This is a genomic window from Paenacidovorax caeni (assembly GCF_001298675.1).
Taxonomy (GTDB): domain Bacteria; phylum Pseudomonadota; class Gammaproteobacteria; order Burkholderiales; family Burkholderiaceae_C; genus Paenacidovorax; species Paenacidovorax caeni.
On record NZ_CYIG01000040.1, the window covers coordinates 1 to 16,861 of the forward strand.

General features: G+C 66.6%; 17 protein-coding genes and 1 pseudogene. 5 read left to right on the plus strand and 13 right to left on the minus strand.

Annotation, left to right across the window (positions count from 1 at the left end; translation table 11 throughout):
• The 5 genes from BN2503_RS14940 to BN2503_RS14960 all read right to left on the minus strand — a co-directional run.
• Window positions 1–1,110 (minus strand): M48 family metallopeptidase (locus tag BN2503_RS14940; protein WP_054257445.1); only part of this gene is annotated, 1,110 nt, incomplete at its 3' end.
• Window positions 1,110–2,357, minus strand: a complete 1,248-nt coding sequence (locus BN2503_RS14945; RefSeq protein ID WP_054257446.1) for a YjgN family protein — start codon at window positions 2,355–2,357, stop codon at window positions 1,110–1,112. The genes BN2503_RS14940 and BN2503_RS14945, both read right to left, overlap by 1 nt.
• Window positions 2,358–2,481: 124 nt before the next feature.
• On the minus strand, window positions 2,482–3,198 hold the full coding sequence (locus BN2503_RS14950) for an RNA pseudouridine synthase (protein WP_054257447.1): 717 nt from the start codon (window positions 3,196–3,198) through the stop codon (window positions 2,482–2,484).
• Window positions 3,191–4,855 carry an MBL fold metallo-hydrolase gene (locus tag BN2503_RS14955; protein WP_054257448.1) on the minus strand — a complete coding sequence of 555 codons (1,665 nt, stop codon included), beginning with the start codon at window positions 4,853–4,855 and terminating at the stop codon, window positions 3,191–3,193. The genes BN2503_RS14950 and BN2503_RS14955 overlap by 8 nt, the downstream gene beginning before the upstream one ends.
• An 8-nt stretch (window positions 4,856–4,863) precedes the next feature.
• Window positions 4,864–5,253: a DoxX family membrane protein gene (locus tag BN2503_RS14960; protein ID WP_054257449.1), complete on the minus strand. Its 390-nt coding sequence runs from the start codon at window positions 5,251–5,253 to the stop codon at window positions 4,864–4,866.
• Between the two features lie 78 nt (window positions 5,254–5,331).
• Here BN2503_RS14960 and dapF point away from each other — a divergent pair, with 78 nt between their 5' ends.
• Together dapF and BN2503_RS14970 are read left to right on the plus strand one after the other, a co-directional pair.
• Complete coding sequence (gene dapF / locus BN2503_RS14965; RefSeq protein WP_054257450.1) at window positions 5,332–6,222, plus strand: diaminopimelate epimerase; 891 nt, start codon at window positions 5,332–5,334, stop codon at window positions 6,220–6,222.
• On the plus strand, window positions 6,219–6,917 hold the full coding sequence (locus BN2503_RS14970) for a DUF484 family protein (RefSeq protein WP_054257451.1): 699 nt from the start codon (window positions 6,219–6,221) through the stop codon (window positions 6,915–6,917). Before dapF ends, BN2503_RS14970 begins: the two co-directional genes overlap by 4 nt.
• A gap of 58 nt (window positions 6,918–6,975) precedes the next feature.
• On the opposite strand, the gene BN2503_RS14975 is transcribed toward BN2503_RS14970, so the two are convergent.
• The 6 genes from BN2503_RS14975 to BN2503_RS15000 form a co-directional block, all read right to left on the minus strand.
• Window positions 6,976–7,713 (minus strand): amino acid ABC transporter ATP-binding protein, encoded by a 738-nt coding sequence (locus BN2503_RS14975; protein WP_054257452.1) that lies wholly within the window; start codon window positions 7,711–7,713, stop codon window positions 6,976–6,978.
• Window positions 7,714–7,739: 26 nt separating this feature from the next.
• On the minus strand, window positions 7,740–8,411 hold the full coding sequence (locus tag BN2503_RS14980; protein ID WP_054257453.1) for an amino acid ABC transporter permease: 672 nt from the start codon (window positions 8,409–8,411) through the stop codon (window positions 7,740–7,742).
• A 1-nt stretch (window position 8,412) separates the two neighbouring features.
• Window positions 8,413–9,165, minus strand: a complete 753-nt coding sequence (locus tag BN2503_RS14985) for an amino acid ABC transporter permease (RefSeq protein ID WP_054257454.1) — start codon at window positions 9,163–9,165, stop codon at window positions 8,413–8,415.
• A gap of 94 nt (window positions 9,166–9,259) precedes the next feature.
• On the minus strand, window positions 9,260–10,159 hold the full coding sequence (locus BN2503_RS14990) for an amino acid ABC transporter substrate-binding protein (protein WP_054257455.1): 900 nt from the start codon (window positions 10,157–10,159) through the stop codon (window positions 9,260–9,262).
• 111 nt (window positions 10,160–10,270) lie between these two features.
• Window positions 10,271–11,158: an amino acid ABC transporter substrate-binding protein gene (locus BN2503_RS14995; RefSeq protein WP_054257456.1), complete on the minus strand. Its 888-nt coding sequence runs from the start codon at window positions 11,156–11,158 to the stop codon at window positions 10,271–10,273.
• 194 nt (window positions 11,159–11,352) lie between these two features.
• The gene (locus tag BN2503_RS15000; protein WP_054257469.1) at window positions 11,353–12,294 is read right to left on the minus strand and encodes a LysR substrate-binding domain-containing protein; all 942 of its coding nucleotides are present in this window, start codon (window positions 12,292–12,294) and stop codon (window positions 11,353–11,355) included.
• A 174-nt stretch (window positions 12,295–12,468) separates the two neighbouring features.
• On the opposite strand from BN2503_RS15000, the gene BN2503_RS15005 reads away from it, so the two are divergent.
• From BN2503_RS15005 to BN2503_RS15015, 3 genes are read left to right on the plus strand one after another with little or no spacing between them, the layout of a single operon-like run.
• On the plus strand, window positions 12,469–13,011 hold the full coding sequence (locus BN2503_RS15005) for a TRAP transporter small permease (protein WP_054257457.1): 543 nt from the start codon (window positions 12,469–12,471) through the stop codon (window positions 13,009–13,011).
• Window positions 13,008–14,306: a TRAP transporter large permease gene (locus tag BN2503_RS15010; RefSeq protein WP_054257458.1), complete on the plus strand. Its 1,299-nt coding sequence runs from the start codon at window positions 13,008–13,010 to the stop codon at window positions 14,304–14,306. The genes BN2503_RS15005 and BN2503_RS15010 overlap by 4 nt, the downstream gene beginning before the upstream one ends.
• A 23-nt stretch (window positions 14,307–14,329) precedes the next feature.
• Window positions 14,330–15,361, plus strand: coding sequence for a DctP family TRAP transporter solute-binding subunit (locus BN2503_RS15015; protein WP_054257459.1), 1,032 nt, complete (start codon window positions 14,330–14,332; stop codon window positions 15,359–15,361).
• A gap of 37 nt (window positions 15,362–15,398) precedes the next feature.
• Here BN2503_RS15015 and BN2503_RS19525 read toward each other — a convergent pair whose 3' ends face one another.
• Both BN2503_RS19525 and BN2503_RS21035 read right to left on the minus strand, forming a co-directional pair.
• Window positions 15,399–16,529, minus strand: a complete 1,131-nt coding sequence (locus tag BN2503_RS19525) for a PIN domain-containing protein (RefSeq protein WP_233495095.1) — start codon at window positions 16,527–16,529, stop codon at window positions 15,399–15,401.
• Window positions 16,503–16,808: pseudogene (locus BN2503_RS21035) on the minus strand (nucleotide pyrophosphohydrolase); the annotation flags it as partial. The pseudogene BN2503_RS21035 and the gene BN2503_RS19525, both read right to left, overlap by 27 nt.
• Window positions 16,809–16,861 lie beyond the last annotated feature (53 nt).

Genomic DNA, 16,861 nt, shown 5'->3' on the forward strand with positions numbered 1-16,861 from the left:
GTGGCTGCTCAGCAGTGACCAGATGGGGTGCGCCTCGTCCTGCCCGGGCTCCGTGGCCTTGCCGGGCTGCGGGTCCTTGCCGCCCGAACGCGCGTCCTGCACCATAGCCAGCAGCAGGTCGCCCATGGGTGCGGTGGGCAGCGCGGCACGGTGCATCAGCCCCAGGGCGAAGCAATCGGCCTCGCGCTCATGTGCGCGGCTGTACGACATGGCGGTGAGCAAAGCGCTGCCCGAGGACAACAGGCCCGAAACATCGCCCAGCGCCAGCTCCAGCCCCATCTGCAGCACGCCCTGCTGCACCAGCATGCGCGTGGTGTGGCGGTAGGCCACATGGCCGATCTCGTGCGCCAGCACGCCCACCAGCGCCTCGTCGCCCAGCCCCTGGCGCTCGGCCACCTGCACGATCTCGTCGGTCAGCACCACCGTGCCGCCCGGCAGGGCGAAGGCGTTGGCGCCCATGCCGCGGCGAAACGCCAGCGACCACTGGGGTGCATAGCCGGGGTAGCGCTGCAGCGCGGGCGCCATGGCCAGGGTCTGGGTCAGCCCCTGAAAGCGCGCGCGCAGGGCCTCCTGCCGCGCACGCGGCAGCGCGCTGGGCTTGAGCATGCCGTCATCCATTTGCGCCAGGCCGTGGTTGGCCAGCGCCGTTTCCCAGCCCAGCGGCACCCAGCGCGCAAGCTGTGTCGCCAGCCAGGGGGTGCCGTAGCGGTAGAAAAGCGCCAGGCCGAGCATGCCAACCAGCAGCATGGCCAGGAAGATGCCCCAGCGCGTTTGCATGCGCTGCGCCAGGCGCGGCCGGTCGCCCGCGGCGGCCAGGGCGCTGTGCCATGCGGCCACGGCGTCGATCTCCAGGCTGCCGTGGGCGTGCAGGTCGACCACCACGCGCTGCTGCGGACGGCGGGCGCTCCAGGCCTCGGGCCACCCCACCTCGCGCCAGGACAGGTGCAGTGCCTCGCCCCCCGGTGCCGCGACCGGGTGCACGCTCAGCGACGGCCCGCCGGACGCCGGGTGCAGCCCCACGAGCACGGCACGCGCCTGGCTGCTGCGCCCATCGAACCAGCGCGCAGGCACCAGCGCGGCGGCGGCCGGGGTGTCGCCAGGAGCGGACATCAGACGATCAGCTCCAGCCCCGCGGCGTCGGCCAGCGCGTCGCCGATGCCGCCGGTCTGCTGGCGCGCCAGCGTGCCGGCCACCTGGTCCACCCCGCCCTTGATGTGCAGGGTGACCGATTCCAGCTTCATGCGGTATTCGCTCACCACGGCGAACGGGCGGAACAGCCCCAGCGTGACCAGGGTGAGCAGCATGTTGCGCAGGCGCAGCAGCACGTAGCGCCCCACGCGCAGATCGCATTTGAAGCGCGCGATGCGGCTCACGCCGATGTTGTTCCAGGTCAGGCGAAACAGCGCGGCCTCCCGGTAGGCGCGCGCGGGCGCCGTGGCCAGAAAGAGCAGGAACAGCAGCGCCACGAAGGCAGCGATCAGGAACAGCACCATGCCCACCCCGGGCTGGCCCTGGCCCAGCGCCTTGACCATGGCGAACGAGCCGCCCACCAGCCCCGCCAGCAGCAGCGACAGCACCAGGATCGACGCCAGGAACACCCCCACCGTGGCCAGCCAGAGCCAGACGAAATCCATGTACACCGGCTTCCAGCGCCCCAGCTCGGTGCCCAGGCTGGCGCGCAGCACCAGCAGGCTGCGGTAGTTGAAGTCGATACGGATCAGGCACAACACCGTGAGCACCAGCCCCAGCACCACCAGCGCCACCATGGGGGCGCTGACTTGCGGCAGCTTGCGGCCCGCCGCAGCGCCCTCCAGCGGCGTGGGCGCCAGCGCCTGCAGCCCAAAGAACACGGCCAGCCACACCAGCGCCAGCGCGAACACAGGCCAGCTGGCGCGGTAGACCTCGGGCCAGCTGGCTGTGAATTGCAGCCGCAGGCCGCGCCAGCGCGTGTTGCCCAGGCGAAAGCGCATGGCGCTGCTCCAGATCAGCGGCGCCAGCACCGCCCCGGCCAGGATAAACAGCCCCACGGCCACGTCCTGCCCGGTGCTGGCCGCCAGCTTGTAGGCCAGCGTGAGCAGCACCACCACCAGAAAGCCCACCACCATGCGCTTCTGCTGCGCCGTGAACTCCAGCGGGCTGCCCGCCACCAGCGTGTGGCCAAAGAAATACTGCGCCGTGCGCCGCCGCGCCCAGGGGGTGTAGAAGCCCAGCGTGACGATGGTGAGCAGCACGTTGACGAGCCACACGCGCAGGAACTCGGCCCCGCCGCCAGTGAAGCGCAAGGGGTGCGGCTCGATGTCTTGCGATGCGAACGAGGCGTACATCCGGTCAGCCCCGGGTGGTGTGGAACGTGGCATGGTTTTCTCCTCCCTCTGCGGCTTGCGTAGCCGTGGTGTGTTTTTGGATTTTTATAAGAAAAAGCCCTCTAGCGCCCATCCAGAAAGCACCAGAAGCTCTCTTTTTAGGAGCGCTTAGCGCAACCTAGAACCGCTCCCACGGCAGCGCGTAGCGCCATTGCCCCGCCGGCAGCTTGGCCAGCGGCAGGCGGCCGATGCGGATGCGCTGCAACGCCGTCAGCGCCAGCCCCACGGCGGCGCACATGGCGCCCACCTGGCCGGGGTGCACGCCCTTGAGGGCGAAGCGCAGGCGGCGCTCGCTCTGCCAGCTCACCTTGATAGGGGGCAGCGCCTGCCCGTCCAGGGCTAAGCCATGGCACAGGCGCTGCAAGCCGCCGGGGGCGATGCTGCCGGTCACTTCGGCCAGGCACTCGTGCTCCAGCGTGGCGGCACCTTCAGCAAAGTGGCGCGCCACGCGCCGGTCTTGCGTGTAGACCACCAAGCCGCCGGCTTCGGCAGGCAGCGGCGCTACACATTCAAGCTGGCGAAAATGCCGCTGCAGCACGCGCACCGGCGGGCCGCCGGACTCATGCCGGTGGGCGGGTGCCAGCAACGCCAGCGCGCCCTCGACGTCCAGCCCTGCGGGCTTGTGCAACAGCAGCGTGACGGGCGGCAGGTCGTGCGCCAGCGCGCCCGGCGCCAGAACGACCTGCTGGCCCGGGGCCACGCGCGCGCCCGGGGCTTCGACCACCACGCCATCGACCTGCACCCAGCCGCCCTCGATGTACAGCTCGGCCTCGCGGCGCGAGCACGGCAGCTGCGCCGCCAGGCGCTTGGCCAAACGTTCGCCGGTATCAGTCATTGCCGGGCTCCAGCATGCGGATGCGTTCCACGTGCGCCAGCAGCGAGCGCTGCGCCACCGGCCACAGGCGCGGCGGCACGTCGGCGTAGGCGTGTTCCACCCACTGCTCCACTGTGCCCTCGGGCAGCGCCTGCATGGCGGCGATGACTTTGGCCTCGCGTGCCAGGCGGTGGGCCTTGAGCTGCGCGATGGTGGCGCGTGCCGTGCCCAGCACGTAGCCGTGCGCGGGCAGGATGAACTCCACGCCGTGCGCAGCGCACAGCGCGTCGAGCCGGTCGAGCGAATCCAGGTAATCCGCCATATTGCCGTCGGGCGGGTCGATCACCGTGGTGCTGCCGTTGAGGATGTGGTCGCCCGAGAACAGCAACGCGTCCTCAATCAGCAGCAGGCACAGGTGGTTGGCCGCGTGGCCGGGCGTGTGCACCACCTGCAGGGTATGGGTGATTTCGCCCTCCAGCCCTTTGCCAGAAAGCGTGAGCAGCTCTCCATCTTGTAGCACCCGCTCGGGCGTGAACTGGGCCGCGGCGCGCGCCGTAGGAGCCGAGGGCAGGCCCAGGATGGGCGGCGCGGCCCGCCCGGCCTGCACGCACAGCTGCTGCAGCGGCCAGGCGCCGGGCGAGTGGTCGGCGTGCGAGTGCGTACACACGATCATGCGGATGTCGCCGCCCGCGGCGCGCCACAGGCGCTGCAGGTGCTCCAGGTCCTCGGGGCCGGGGTCGATGGCGATGTAGCCCGTGGCCGGGTCGCCCACCAGGTAGCTGTTGGTGCCGGGGCCGGTCATCACGCCGGGGTTGGGGGCGGTGAGGCGCTGCAGGTTCTTGCGCAGCGCCACGGGGCGCTCGTTCTGCCACTCCAGCGGGTGCACGATCTGCCCGTCGGGGCAGACCATGGCCAGCTCGCCAAACTCGGGCTCGTGCTCCATGTGGCGCGACTCTTTGCCATGGCGCAGGCCGGCGCGCGGGCAGCTCACCCACAGCGGCGCCTCGCCCGCCACGGCGGCCAGCAGCGCGGCGGTGTCGGCGTACGCCGCCAGGCGCTCCAGCGTGCGGATAGTGGGGTAGATCATGAAGAACTGGCCGGCGGCGTGGCGCGCCAGCGCATCGGCCGGGCGCACCCACACGGGCTCGAACTGCTCGGCCTCGTCGGCCACGGGTTCCTGGCCGGGCGGCATGCGCGCCACCAGGAAGGGCACGGCGAAGCGCTTGGGCAGGTCGCGGTCGGCCGTCCAGTGGGCCAGCAGGTACACCGCGTCGGCCGCCAGGCGCAGACCGCGCGCGGCCACCTGCGCGGCGAAAGGGCCACGGCGGTCGAGCGCGGCGATGTCGGCCGCATCGGCCCAGCGGCCATCGGCGTGGCGCGCCAGCAGAATGCCCAGCTCCTCGAAGCTCTCGCGGATGGCGGCGATGGCTTCGGTCAGTTGCCGCTCGCCCTGCGCCGGGCGGCGGTCGGCCAGGGCATGGGCGGCGCTGTCTTGCGCGTCGATGCCACCACCAGGGAACACGTAGGCGCCGGGGGCGAAGCTGGCCTGGGCGCTGCGGCGCGTCATGAGCACTTCGAGCGCGCCGTCGGCCCCGTCGCGCAGCAGCAGCACGGTGGCGGCTTCCAGCGGCCGGGCGGGCTGGCGCGCGGGGTGCAGGTATTGGTTGGTACGGGCCATGGCGTGGCTCACTTTCCAGAACGGGCAGTCAGCACCACCACCAGGGCGCTGACCAGGTAAAAGGCCTGCAGCTCAAGCGCCCAGCCGCCGGTGCGGTTCAGCGCCAGCCAGTCGCCCTGGTGCGCCAACACCAGCGCCACGACCATGTTGACCACGACCACGGCGGCGGCGGGCACCACCCAGAAGCCGACCAGCAGCATCAGCGGCGCCACCACCTCGCCCAGATAGACCGCGTAGGCCAGAAAGCCGGGCAGGCCGCGCTGCACCAGCAGGCCCTCGATCCAGCCCACGCCGTAGCGGATCTTGGCCCAGCCGTGCAGCAGCAGCAGCAGCGCCAACGTGGTGCGCAGCAGCAGCGCGCCCAGGTGGGGATGGTGGAAATGGCTCCAGAACTTCACAGGTTTCCTCGGGTGACGCCGACCAGGGGCGAAGGCGGCACGATAAACCATTCTCTGCGCGGATAATGGGCGCCCATCATGCAGATCCGTTTCACCAAGATGCAGGGCGCGGGCAACGACTTCATCGTGCTTGACGAAACCCAGGGCCGTTTGGGCCTGTCGCCCGCGCAGTACCGCTTTCTGGCAGACCGCCACTTCGGTGTCGGTGCCGACCAGATCCTGAGCGTGCGCGCCCCCGCCCCGCAGGCGGCGGCCGAGGGCATCGACTTCGAGTACGTCATCCACAACGCCGACGGCGGCGAGGTGGAGCAGTGTGGCAACGGCGCGCGCTGCTTTGCGCGCTTCGTGCGCGACCAGGGGCTGACCACCAAGGACAGCATCCGGGTGCAAACCCGCGCCGGCGTGATCGCCCCGCGCCTCACGGCAGACGGGCGCGTGACCGTGGACATGGGGCTGCCGCGCTTCGCGCCCGAGCAGGTGCCGTTTGACGCCAGCGGCCTCACGCCCACGCCCCAGCACCAAGGGGAAAAATGGCCTCTAACGCTTGATGGGATTGCGCCAGAAGCTCATGTTTCAATAGCAATCGCGTCCATGGGCAACCCCCATGCGGTGCTGCTGGTGGACGACGTGGACACTGCCCCCGTGGCGGCCTGGGGGCCGCTGATCGAGCACCACGCGCGCTTCCCGGCGCGGGTGAACGCGGGCTTTCTGCAGATCGTCGACCGCGCGCAGGTGCGCCTGCGCGTGTACGAGCGCGGCGCCGGCGAAACGCTGGCCTGCGGCACCGGCGCCTGCGCCGCAGTGGTCTCGGGCATCCGCCTGGGGCTGCTGGACGGCCTGGTGGACGTGCACACACGCGGCGGGCGCCTGTCCATCGCTTGGGCCGGCGGCGCCAGCGACCCTGTCTTTCTTACCGGCCCTGCCACCACCGTGTTCGAGGGCCAGATCGAACTCCCCGACCTGCTATGACTTCCAAGACTTCTTCCGCCCCGCTACCGCCGCTGTCCGAAGCCGACATCGCCGAGTACCTCATCAACACGCCGGAGTTCTTCCAGCGCCATGCCGAGGTGCTGGGCAGCATCACCATCGCCAGCCCGCACGGCGCGCGCGCCGTGAGCCTGCACGAGCGCCAGACCGAGCTGCTGCGCGAGAAAATCAAGGGACTGGAGCAGCGCGTCATGGACATGGTGCGCCACGGCAATGAAAACGCCGCCATCGCCCAAAAAATCCACGAATGGGCCTGCACGCTGGCGCGCGCCATTGACCCGGCCGACCTGCCGCAGGTGGCGGCCGACGGCATCCAGGCGCGCTTTGACGTGCCCCAGGCCGCGCTGCGCGTGTGGGGCGTGGCACCACAACACCAGAGCGCCGCGTTCGCCAGCGGCGTGAGCGAGGACACGCGCGCCTTCGCCACCTCGCTGACCATGCCGTTCTGCGGCCCCAACCTCGGCTTCGAGGCCACGGCCTGGCTGCCGCAGCCCGAGGTGGTGCAATCGATGGCGCTGCTGCCACTGCGCGAGGGCACCATCGACAGCACCACCCCGGCCTTCGGCCTGCTGGTGCTGGGTTCGCCCGACCCGCAGCGCTTCGATGCCACCATGGGCACCGAATTCCTCTCGCGCATGGCCGAACTGGCGAGCGCGGCACTGGCCCGGCTGCGCTGATTCAGCACCATCAAAAGGAAAGGGCGCCTTGGGCGCCCTTTCTTTTTTGCACTGCAGCTCAGTGCTGCAGGATCTTGTTGAGGAAATCCTTGGTACGCGGCTGGCGCGCGTCGGGATGGCCGAAGAACTCCTCTTTCGTGCAGTCCTCCAGAATCTTGCCGCCCACGTCCATGAAGATCACGCGGTTGCTCACACGCTTGGCAAAACCCATTTCGTGGGTCACGCACATCATGGTCATGCCCTCATTGGCCAGGCCCACCATCACGTCGAGCACCTCGCCGACCATTTCCGGGTCGAGCGCGGAGGTCGGCTCGTCGAACAGCATCACGATCGGATCCATGCTCAGCGCGCGGGCAATCGCCACGCGCTGCTGCTGGCCGCCCGAAAGCTGGCCGGGAAACTTGTCCTTGTGCGCCGACAGGCCCACGCGGTCCAGCATCTTCAGGCCGCGCTTCTTGGCATCGTCCAGGCTGCGGCCAAGCACCTTGACCTGGGCGATGGTCAGGTTCTCGGTCACCGACAGGTGCGGGAACAGCTCGAAGTGCTGGAACACCATGCCGACGTGGCTGCGCAGCTTGGGCAGGTCGGTCTTGGGGTCGTGCACGGCCGTGCCGTTGACCCAGATCTCGCCCTTCTGGATCGGCTCCAGCGCGTTGATGGTCTTGATGAGCGTGGACTTGCCGGAGCCCGAAGGCCCGCACACCACCACCACCTCGCCCTTCTGGATGCTGGTGGAGCAGTCGTTGAGCACCTGGAAGCTGCCGTACCACTTGGAGACGTTCTTCAGTTCAATCATGGTTGAAATTCCTCATTCACACGCCATCAGCGGATGATGGCGATCTTCTTGTGCAGGCGCTTGACGCTCCACGACAGGGCGTAGCACATCACGAAGTACAGCACGGCGGCAGCCAGGTAGGCCTCGATGGGGCGGCCAAAGTTCTTGCCCGCTACCTCAAAGCCCTTGAGCATGTCGTAGGCACCGATGGCATAGACCAGCGAGGTGTCCTGGAACAGGATGATGGTCTGCGTGAGCAGCACCGGCAGCATGTTGCGGAAGGCCTGGGGCAGGATCACCAGCTTCATGTTCTGCCCGTAGGTCATGCCCAGGGCCTGGCCGGCAAACACCTGGCCGCGCGGGATCGACTGGATGCCGGCGCGCATGATTTCGCTGAAGTAGGCCGCCTCAAACGCGACGAAGGTGATGACGGCAGAGCTCTCCGCGCCGATGGGGCGGCCAATGATCAGCGGCACCAGCAGGAAAAACCACAGGATCACCATCACCAGCGGGATAGAGCGCATGCCGTTGACGTAGATGGTGGCGGGCACCACGAGCCACTTCTTGCCCGACAGACGCATCAGCGCCAGCAGCGTGCCGAAGAACACGCCGCCCAGCGTGGCGACGATGGTCAGCAACACGCTGAAGGTAAGCCCCTTCAGCACGAAGTTGGTGATGAGGTCCCAGTTGTAGAACGAAAAATCGATATTGAGGTTCATGTCAGTGCCCCCCGCCGCCTGCAGCGATCAGGCCAGGTACGCGCGAGCGCTTCTCGATGAACGCCATGACGCGGTTGATGGCGAAGGCCGAGACCACGTACAAGCCCGTGACAGCCAGGTACACCTCGACGCCGCGCGCCGTTTCCTCCTGCGCCTGCATGGCGAACATGGTCAGTTCGGCCACGGACACGGCGAAGGCCACCGACGAGTTCTTGAACACGTTCATGGTTTCGCTGGTGAGCGGCGGAATGATGATGCGGAACGCCATGGGCAGCAGCACGTAGCGGTAATACTGGAACGTGGTGAAGCCCAGCGCCATGCCTGCGTAGCGTTGGCCACGCGGCAGCGACTGGATGCCGGAGCGCACCTGCTCGGCGATACGCGCCGAGGTGAAGAAGCCCAGGGCGAACACCACCAGCACGAAGCCCGGCAGCGACTTCATCGCCGGAAATATCGAGGGGATCACGTGGTACCACAGGAAAATGTGGACCAGCAGCGGAATATTGCGGAAGAACTCGACCCAGGCATTGCCCAGGCGCACGGTCCATGGACTGTCGGGCAGCGTGCGCAGCGTGCCGATGACCGCGCCGACCACCAGGGCGATCAGCAGCGAAAGCAGCGAGACAGACACGGTCCAGCCCCAGGCCGACAGCATCCAGTCGAGGTAGGTGATATCGCCGTTCTTGCCGAAACAGCTTGCGCCCACCTCTTGGGTAATGGTGTCCTGGCAGAACACCTGCCATTCCCAGCTCATAGGAACATCCCTTCAATGACCCGCATGCGGCGGGTGACAACAAAAAACGCCCCTCCAACCACGCGGCGGAAGGGGCGGAGCATGGAAACGCCGCTTACTTGATTTCGTAAGCGTCCATCGGCTTGTCGTTAGGGTGCGCCCAGGCTTCCTTGGTGGCTTCGGACAGCGGCAGGCCGACCTTCACGTTGGCCGGGGGAATAGGCTGCATGAACCACTTGTCGTACAGCTTGGCCAGGCTGCCATCGGCGATCTGGCGCTTGATGGAGTCGTCCACGGCCTTCTTGAAGGCCGGGTCGTCCTTGCGCAGCATGCAGGCGATGGGCTCAACCGACAGCACTTCGCCAACGATCTTGAAGTCGGCAGGGTTCTTGGACTTGGAGATGTTGGCCGCCAGGATGGAGCCGTCCATGATGAAGGCGTCGGCGCGACCGGTTTCCAGCATCAGGAAGCTGTCGGCATGGTCCTTGCCCATGACTTCCTTGAAGGTCAGGCCATCAGCGCGCTTGTTCTTGCGCAGCGTCTGCACCGAGGTCGTGCCCGTGGTGGTGACGATGGTCTTGCCGTTCAGGTCCTTGATGCCGGTGATGCCGGACTTGGCGTTCACGGCGATGCGCACTTCTTCCACGTAGGTGGTCACGGCGAAGGCCACTTCCTTCTGGCGCGCCGCACTGTTGGTGGTGGAGCCGCACTCAATGTCCACGGTGCCGTTGGTCACCAGCGGAATGCGGTTTTGCGACGTCACGGGCTGGTACTTGATCTCCAGCTTGGCCAGGCCCAGTTGCTTCTGGATGTCGGCCAGCACGCGCTCACCCATCTCGGTGTGGAAACCAACGTACTTGCCATTGCCCAGGGTGTAGCCCAGGCCCGAGGACTCACGCACACCCAGCGTGACCGCGCCCGAGGACTTGATCTTGGCCAGGGTATCGTTGGCCTGGGCGAAGGCTGCCGTTGCAGCCAGCGCGGTGACGGCCACCGCCAGCAATTGCTTCTTCATACAAACTCCTTATGGGTGAAGCGAAGGGAAGATTGGGGGCACGGGCCTGCGGTTTTTGGCCGCACGGCCCGCGCCTCACAAAACAACAGGAACAGGATAAGAGGTATAGCCCTAAAAGGGGACCTGATCCGTAGGGTATTTCCAGAAGTCCCGTAGCAAATAGCTTACCGGGAGATTCAGCGCCCTGCCCTGCGGGGGAATTGGCTGCATGAACCACTTGTCATAGATGGCCAGGATCTCGCGGCTGGTAATCAGGCGGCGCATTTCCTCGTCCACGACTTTCTTGAAAGCGGCGTCCTGCTTCGGCAGCGCGATGGCCAGGGCCTCGGTAGTCAAAAAGCGGCCCTCGACCTTAAGCGCCTTGGGGTCGGGGCGGCTGGCCGCCAGGCTGTAGAGCAGCACGTCGTCCATGGCGAAAGCGTCGGCCTCGCCCTTCTCGACCATCTCCACGGCGCGTGCGTGGTCCGGCGCCTCCAGCAGCGTGAAGCCCATGAGGCGCTCGCGGGCCGCTTTCTCCGCCACCTTGTAGGCCGTCGTGCCGCGCGTGGACACCAGTTTCTTACCGGCCAGGTCTTCCATGCGCGTGACCTTGCTGGACGCCTTCATCAGCAGGCGTGTGCCGGTGATGAAATGGGGAATCGTGAACGCCACCTTCTCGCGGCGCTCGGCATTGTTGGTGGTGGAGCCGCACTCCAGATCCACCTTGCCCTGCTCGACCATGGCCATGCGGTTTTCCGGCGTGACTTGCAGGAATGCGACGGCCATGTCCTTCATGCCGGTTTTCTTGCGTACGGCCTCGGCCAGCCGCAGGCACAGGTCAACGGCATAGCCCATCGGCTTGCCCTGGTGCACGTAGGAGAACGGAACCGAGGACTCGCGGTGCGCCAGCACCAGCTGCCCTCCGGCAGCGACCCGGTCAAGCACGCCCTGCGCGCCAGCACCGGAGCTACAGCACCACAGCGCGAAGCCCAATGCCATGCCCAAGTGCTGCTTTTTCATGTGACGGCTCCGTACCGAGATCCTGCTTGTAACAAAGGGCCACGTCTTTTGGACGCCCCCTCAAGATGCACTGCGCGCGGCGGCCCATGTGACACACCCTGCCGCGCAGCAAGGTTGCCGACTGTACGAGCACGCCCAGGCAAATGCCAATGCCGATTACAAAACCGGATTATGCAGATTTTTTATGTCCGTATTTACCCTAGGCATGGGGCGCCATGCGCCTGCAGGTGGGCCCACAGCGCCTGGGCTGTGCCCTGGGGCACGTCTTTGCCCACCGGCCGCTCGCGATAGGCGCGCACGTCCATCACCATTTGCAGTGGTTCCCGCAGCTCAGCGGGTGCCGCGCTCACCAGCTTGCCCGCAGCCAGTTCCTTGCGCACGGCACTTGATGGCAGGAAGGCCACGCCATGGCCCTCCAGGGCCATGGCCTTCAGCCCCTCGGCCATGTCGGTCTCATAGACCCGGTCGAGGTGGATCGGAATGCCGGACTGCTTGAGGATCAGGTCGGTCAAATGCCCCAGGTAGGCCCCCGCTGCGTAACCTAGGTACGGCAGCGGTGTCTGGGCGGCCCCGGGCAGACGGTACAGCGGCTGCCCCTGCGCGTCAGGCTTGGCATAAGGCGCCAAGGCCTCCTGGCCCAGGCTCACCATCTCGTAGCGCTCGGCATCCAGCTGGATCGGCTGAGAGGGATGGTGGTAGGCAATCAGCAGGTCGCAGCCCCCCTCGACCAAGCGCATCACGGCATCGTGCACGTTCAGCGCGATCAGGCGGCTCTTGAATGGGCCGAACTGCGCGTGCAGCTCCGACACCCACGCGGGGAAGAACGTGAACGCCAGCGTGTGCGGCACAGCGAAGGCCACCACGTCCTTGCCCGAGCTGGTGTGTGCACGCAGCATGGCGCGCGTGTTGTGCAGGCCCTGCAGCATCTCCAGAGCCTGGTCGTACAGCGTCTTGCCGGCGGGGGTCAGCCGCGTGGGGTAGGAGCTGCGATCGACCAGATCGGTCCCCGCCCATGCCTCCAGCGCCTGGATGCGCCGCGAAAACGCCGGCTGCGTCACATGGCGCAACTGCGCCGAGCGGCTGAAACTGCGCGTTTCCGCCAGGCTGACAAAGTCCTCTAACCACTTGGTTTCCATGCGCGGCATTATCCGCCCGGGACATGGCGGCGCGGAAAAGCCACAGGCCAGCGCCCACGCCGCATAATTGCAACGCGGCGCCTACCCGGCCCCCTTCCCCAGCCCCAGGTGCAAAACGCTGCGGGGCAGCGAGATTCGTATTGCTCTGTTTGCCTTTTCCGACTCACTGCACCCATGTCCCCCACTCCTCCCGCCGGGCCGCAAGACGATGCGCCCCGCACTGACGAGCCGCGTTCGCTGCGCCTCGAAGACTGGCTCACCGTCATCGTGATGGCGCTGCTGGCGCTGATCACCTTCGCCAACGTGATCGTGCGCTACTTCACCGATACCTCATTCGCCTGGACCGAGGAAATTTCGGTGTTCCTGATGATCGTGCTCGCACTCGTCGCCGGCTCGGCCGCCGTAGCGCGCGACGTGCACATCCGCATCGAGTGGTTCGCCGAGGGCGGCTCCGCGCGCCGCCGCCAGGCGCTGGCGCGCTTCGGCGCGCTCATGGTGGCGCTGCTGTTTGGCGTGATCGCCGTGCTCAGCGTGCGCGTGGTATGGGATGACTTCCGCTTCGAGGAAACCTCGCCCGGCATCGGTGTGCCGCAGTGGTGGTACTCGGTGTGGCTGCCGGTGTTCTCGGCGCTCATCACCTGGCGCGCCATCGGCCTATTCATCCGCCGCGGCCGTCAGGCCCCGCCCGCCGACCACCACGGGGATTTCCAAGCATGATCGCCACCTTGTTGTTCGTGGCCTTCCTGGCCATGATGTTTGTGGGCGTGCCCATCGGCGCCGCCCTGGGGCTGGCGGGCGCGGCTTGCATCGCGCTGGCCAATGCCGATGCGCAATGGTTCGGCCTGCTTGCCGTGCCACAGAACTTCTACGCCGGGCTGGGCAAATACCCGCTGCTGGCGATCCCGATGTTCGTGCTCGTCGGCTCCATCTTCGACCGCTCGGGCGTGGCGCTGCGCCTGGTGAACTTCGCCGTGGCCATCGTCGGGCGCGGCCCGGGCATGCTGCCACTGGTGGCCATCGCCGTGGCCATGTTCCTGGGGGGCATCTCGGGCTCGGGCCCGGCCAATGCCGCCGCCGTGGGCGGCGTGATGATCGCTGCCATGAACCGCGCGGGCTACCCCGGCAGCTTCTCGGCCAGCGTCGTGGGCGCGGCGGCGGCCACCGACATTCTGATTCCCCCCTCGGTGGCCTTCATCATCTACTCGGTGCTGGTGCCCGGCGCTTCGGTGCCAGCGCTGTTTGCCGCCGGCATGGTGCCGGGCGTGCTCGCCGGCGTGGCGCTGATCGTGCCCGCAGTGTGGATGGCGCGTCGCCACAAGATGGGCGCACTGGAGGCGGCCATGCCGCGCCCACCGTTCTGGCGCAGCCTCAAGGAAGCCTCGTGGGGCCTGGCCGCACCGGTGCTGATCCTGGGCGGCATGCGCGCGGGCTGGTTCACCCCCACCGAGGCCGCCGTGGTGGCCGTGTTCTACGGCCTGTTCGTGGGCATGGTGATCCACCGCACCATCCAGGTGCGCGACCTGTTCACCATCCTGCGCGAAGCGGGCGAGCTGTCGGCCGTGATTCTCATCGTGGTGTCGCTCGCCGGCATCTTCGCGTTCTCGCTGTCCACGCTGGGCGTGATCGACCCCGTGGCCAACGCCATCGTGAACTCGGGCCTGGGCGAGTACGGCGTGCTGGCGCTCTTGATCCTGCTGCTCATCACCGTGGGCATGTTCCTCGACGGCATCTCCATCTTCCTGATCTTCGTGCCGCTGCTGCTGCCCATCATGCAGCACTACGGCTGGGACCCGGTGTGGTTCGGCGTCATCCTCACCCTGAAGGTCGCCCTGGGCCAGTTCACGCCACCGCTGGCCGTGAACCTGATGGTGTCGTGCCGCATCGCTGGCGTGCGCATGGAGTCCACCGTGCGCTGGGTCGGCCCCATGCTGCTGGCCATGTTCCTGGTGATGGTGGCCGTGATCGCTTTCCCGCAACTCGCCCTGTGGCTGCCGGCCAAGCTGGGCTACTGATTTCTTTCCAAGGAGACTGACCGATGAAACTGCGTACCTTCCTCGCCTCGACCGTGGCTGCTGCTGCGGCGCTCGCCTTCGCCACGCCTGCGCTGGCGCAGAACTACAAGAGCGAATACCGCATGTCGCTGGTGCTCGGCACGGCCTTCCCCTGGGGCAAGGGCGGCGAAATCTGGGCTGCCAAGGTCAAGGAAAAGACCCAGGGCCGCATCAACATCAAGCTCTACCCCGGCGTCTCGCTGATTCAGGGCGACCAGACGCGCGAGTTCAGCGCGCTGCGCCAGGGCGTTATCGACATGGCCGTGGGCTCGACGATCAACTGGTCGCCCCAGGTCAAGCAGCTCAACCTGTTCTCGCTGCCCTTCCTGCTCCCCGACTACGCCGCCGTGGACGCGGTGACGCAGGGCGAGGTCGGCAAGAGCCTCTTCGCCACGCTGGAAAAGGCCGGCGTGGTGCCGCTGGCCTGGGGCGAGAACGGCTACCGCGAAATCAGCAACTCCAAGCACGCCATCAAGACCCCGGCCGACCTCAAGGGCCTGAAGATCCGCGTGGTGGGCTCGCCGCTGTTCCTCGACACCTTCACCGCCCTGGGCGCCAACCCCACGCAGATGAGCTGGGCCGACGCCCAGCCCGCCATGGCCAGCGGCGCTGTGGACGGCCAGGAAAACCCGATCTCGGTGTACCAAGCGGCCAAGCTGCACACCGTGGCGCAGAAGCACATCACCATGTGGGGCTACATGAACGACCCGCTGGTCTTCGTGGTGAACAAGGACATCTGGAACAGCTGGACGCCCGCCGACCGCGAGGCCGTGCGCCAGGCCGCCATTGAGGCCGGCAAGGAACAAATCGCCATCGCGCGCAAGGGCATGGTCGAGGCCGACAAGCCCCTGCTCAAGGAAATCGCTGCCAACGGCGTGACCATTACCCAGCTCACCCCCGCCGAACGCGACGCCTTCGTCAAGGCCACCCGCCCGGTGCACGAGAAGTGGAAGAACCAGATTGGCGCCGACCTGGTGCAGGCAGCCGAGAAGGCCGTCGCCGCACGCAAACCGTAAATTCCATAGCAAAGAAATAGCTGTCAGCGCCTTCACATCAAGCGCTGGCAGTTTTTTCTGCCTGTAGCTTGGGGTAGATCACACCTTCGCCGCTGGGTGAGAACACAACATCCCGGCGCGCCTCCAACAATGCACAGACCCGTTGGGCCATGGCCTTTGGGTCAGCGGCCTGGATGGCATGGGTTTCAATGAAATTGAACAGACCCTTGCGACGCGTTGGCTTGTTCTTGGACATCTTCCTCAGGCTGGCGAGAACGGCCAAGGCTACCTGCGCTGCTGTAGGGGGGGAGGTCTTCTTCGCTGGTGAAAGTGTGCCGGTGGTTGCGGAATTTTCCCTTGCTTTTGCCGCGGACAACGGTGTTGACGTGATCGGGTCAGGCAGATAACTCACCCTATCGCCTTTTAGCACAACGCGCTTCTGCGCCTGCAATTGCGCCAACGCATGGGTCACCCTGGGCGACACCATACTGACTTCACCCAAATGGGTCTGAAGCAGTGCCAGCAGAGCAGCCCGGCATTCTGGGCGCTCCCGAGGCCCCATGGCCTGGAGCAGAAGCGTAAGCCGCTGTACATCCTGGCGCGAGGCTTTGGCAGGATCCGCAGCTTTCCCTGGCACTTTTGGCAACGCCTTTTTCTTGACCGCGACCTGCTTCGGTCGTGCAACAGCGGCCTGCATCGAAGTCGGCACTGGCAAACCGTCCTCAGATACCCCGCCCTGTGTCTGCGTCTGCCGGGCTGGTGAAGTTAGTTTGTAGAACTCACAGCGCTGGGCATCGAACCCCAATTCACGGGCATGCTCCAGCATCGGGTCGTAGCCTTGATCATTGGAGACGACGACAAAGCTGGCACCCGACTGACGGGCCGCGATGTAACCAACGTAATAGGTGAGCTGAAAGTCGAGCGCATTCTTCCCCGCACCGGAGCGCGGGACAAGAGTTACGCTGTCGCCATATACCCGTTTGTGGCTGGTGCCGTCGACCTTCTGGTGCGGACCATAAAACAGCCAAACGTCGGTGCCCCGCGGCACCAGCAGCTTAAGCGCTTCACCCGTGGGCTGGACATTCTCCCAGTCAACCAGCAAATGCACCTTGGCCGGTACGGGCAACTGCACGACTGGCACGTCGGGCGCAGGACGCTTGGCAGGGTGCTTCGCGGCGTTCTTACGCATCTTGCGTACCACCGCCTCTTCGATGTTCACTTCGGTGTGATCGGCCAGTTGCAGGAGGTAAAGCAACACATCGGCAATCTCGTCAGCCACGCGCTCTTTGTCCTGTGCGTTGCGCGTCAAGGCTCGTGACTCAGCCAGCGTCTGCCACTGGAACAGCTCCAGCAATTCCGCCGCCTCCACCATCAGCGCCATAGCCAGGTTTTTAGGAACGTGGTAGGGCTGCCAGTCGCGCGCAGCGGCAAAGGCACGCAGCTCTCGCTGCAGGGCGTACACGTCCATGCTCAACGCTCCATGCTTTAGTTTTGATAGCTATCAGCGCTTACCACATAAGC

Excerpts from the sequence above, each read along its gene's own strand:
- BN2503_RS14945 (WP_054257446.1), bottom strand. The coding sequence starts at position 2,357 with ATGCCACGTTCCACACCACCCGGGGCTGACCGGATGTACGCCTCGTTC.
- BN2503_RS14950 (WP_054257447.1), bottom strand. The coding sequence starts at position 3,198 with ATGACTGATACCGGCGAACGTTTGGCCAAGCGCCTGGCGGCGCAGCTG.
- BN2503_RS14955 (WP_054257448.1), bottom strand. The coding sequence starts at position 4,855 with ATGGCCCGTACCAACCAATACCTGCACCCCGCGCGCCAGCCCGCCCGG.
- dapF (WP_054257450.1), top strand. The coding sequence starts at position 5,332 with ATGCAGATCCGTTTCACCAAGATGCAGGGCGCGGGCAACGACTTCATC.
- BN2503_RS14970 (WP_054257451.1), top strand. The coding sequence starts at position 6,219 with ATGACTTCCAAGACTTCTTCCGCCCCGCTACCGCCGCTGTCCGAAGCC.
- BN2503_RS14975 (WP_054257452.1), bottom strand. The coding sequence starts at position 7,713 with ATGATTGAACTGAAGAACGTCTCCAAGTGGTACGGCAGCTTCCAGGTG.
- BN2503_RS14980 (WP_054257453.1), bottom strand. The coding sequence starts at position 8,411 with ATGAACCTCAATATCGATTTTTCGTTCTACAACTGGGACCTCATCACC.
- BN2503_RS14985 (WP_054257454.1), bottom strand. The coding sequence starts at position 9,165 with ATGAGCTGGGAATGGCAGGTGTTCTGCCAGGACACCATTACCCAAGAG.
- BN2503_RS14990 (WP_054257455.1), bottom strand. The coding sequence starts at position 10,159 with ATGAAGAAGCAATTGCTGGCGGTGGCCGTCACCGCGCTGGCTGCAACG.
- BN2503_RS14995 (WP_054257456.1), bottom strand. The coding sequence starts at position 11,158 with ATGAAAAAGCAGCACTTGGGCATGGCATTGGGCTTCGCGCTGTGGTGC.
- BN2503_RS15000 (WP_054257469.1), bottom strand. The coding sequence starts at position 12,294 with ATGGAAACCAAGTGGTTAGAGGACTTTGTCAGCCTGGCGGAAACGCGC.
- BN2503_RS15005 (WP_054257457.1), top strand. The coding sequence starts at position 12,469 with ATGTCCCCCACTCCTCCCGCCGGGCCGCAAGACGATGCGCCCCGCACT.
- BN2503_RS15010 (WP_054257458.1), top strand. The coding sequence starts at position 13,008 with ATGATCGCCACCTTGTTGTTCGTGGCCTTCCTGGCCATGATGTTTGTG.
- BN2503_RS15015 (WP_054257459.1), top strand. The coding sequence starts at position 14,330 with ATGAAACTGCGTACCTTCCTCGCCTCGACCGTGGCTGCTGCTGCGGCG.
- BN2503_RS19525 (WP_233495095.1), bottom strand. The coding sequence starts at position 16,529 with ATGCGTAAGAACGCCGCGAAGCACCCTGCCAAGCGTCCTGCGCCCGAC.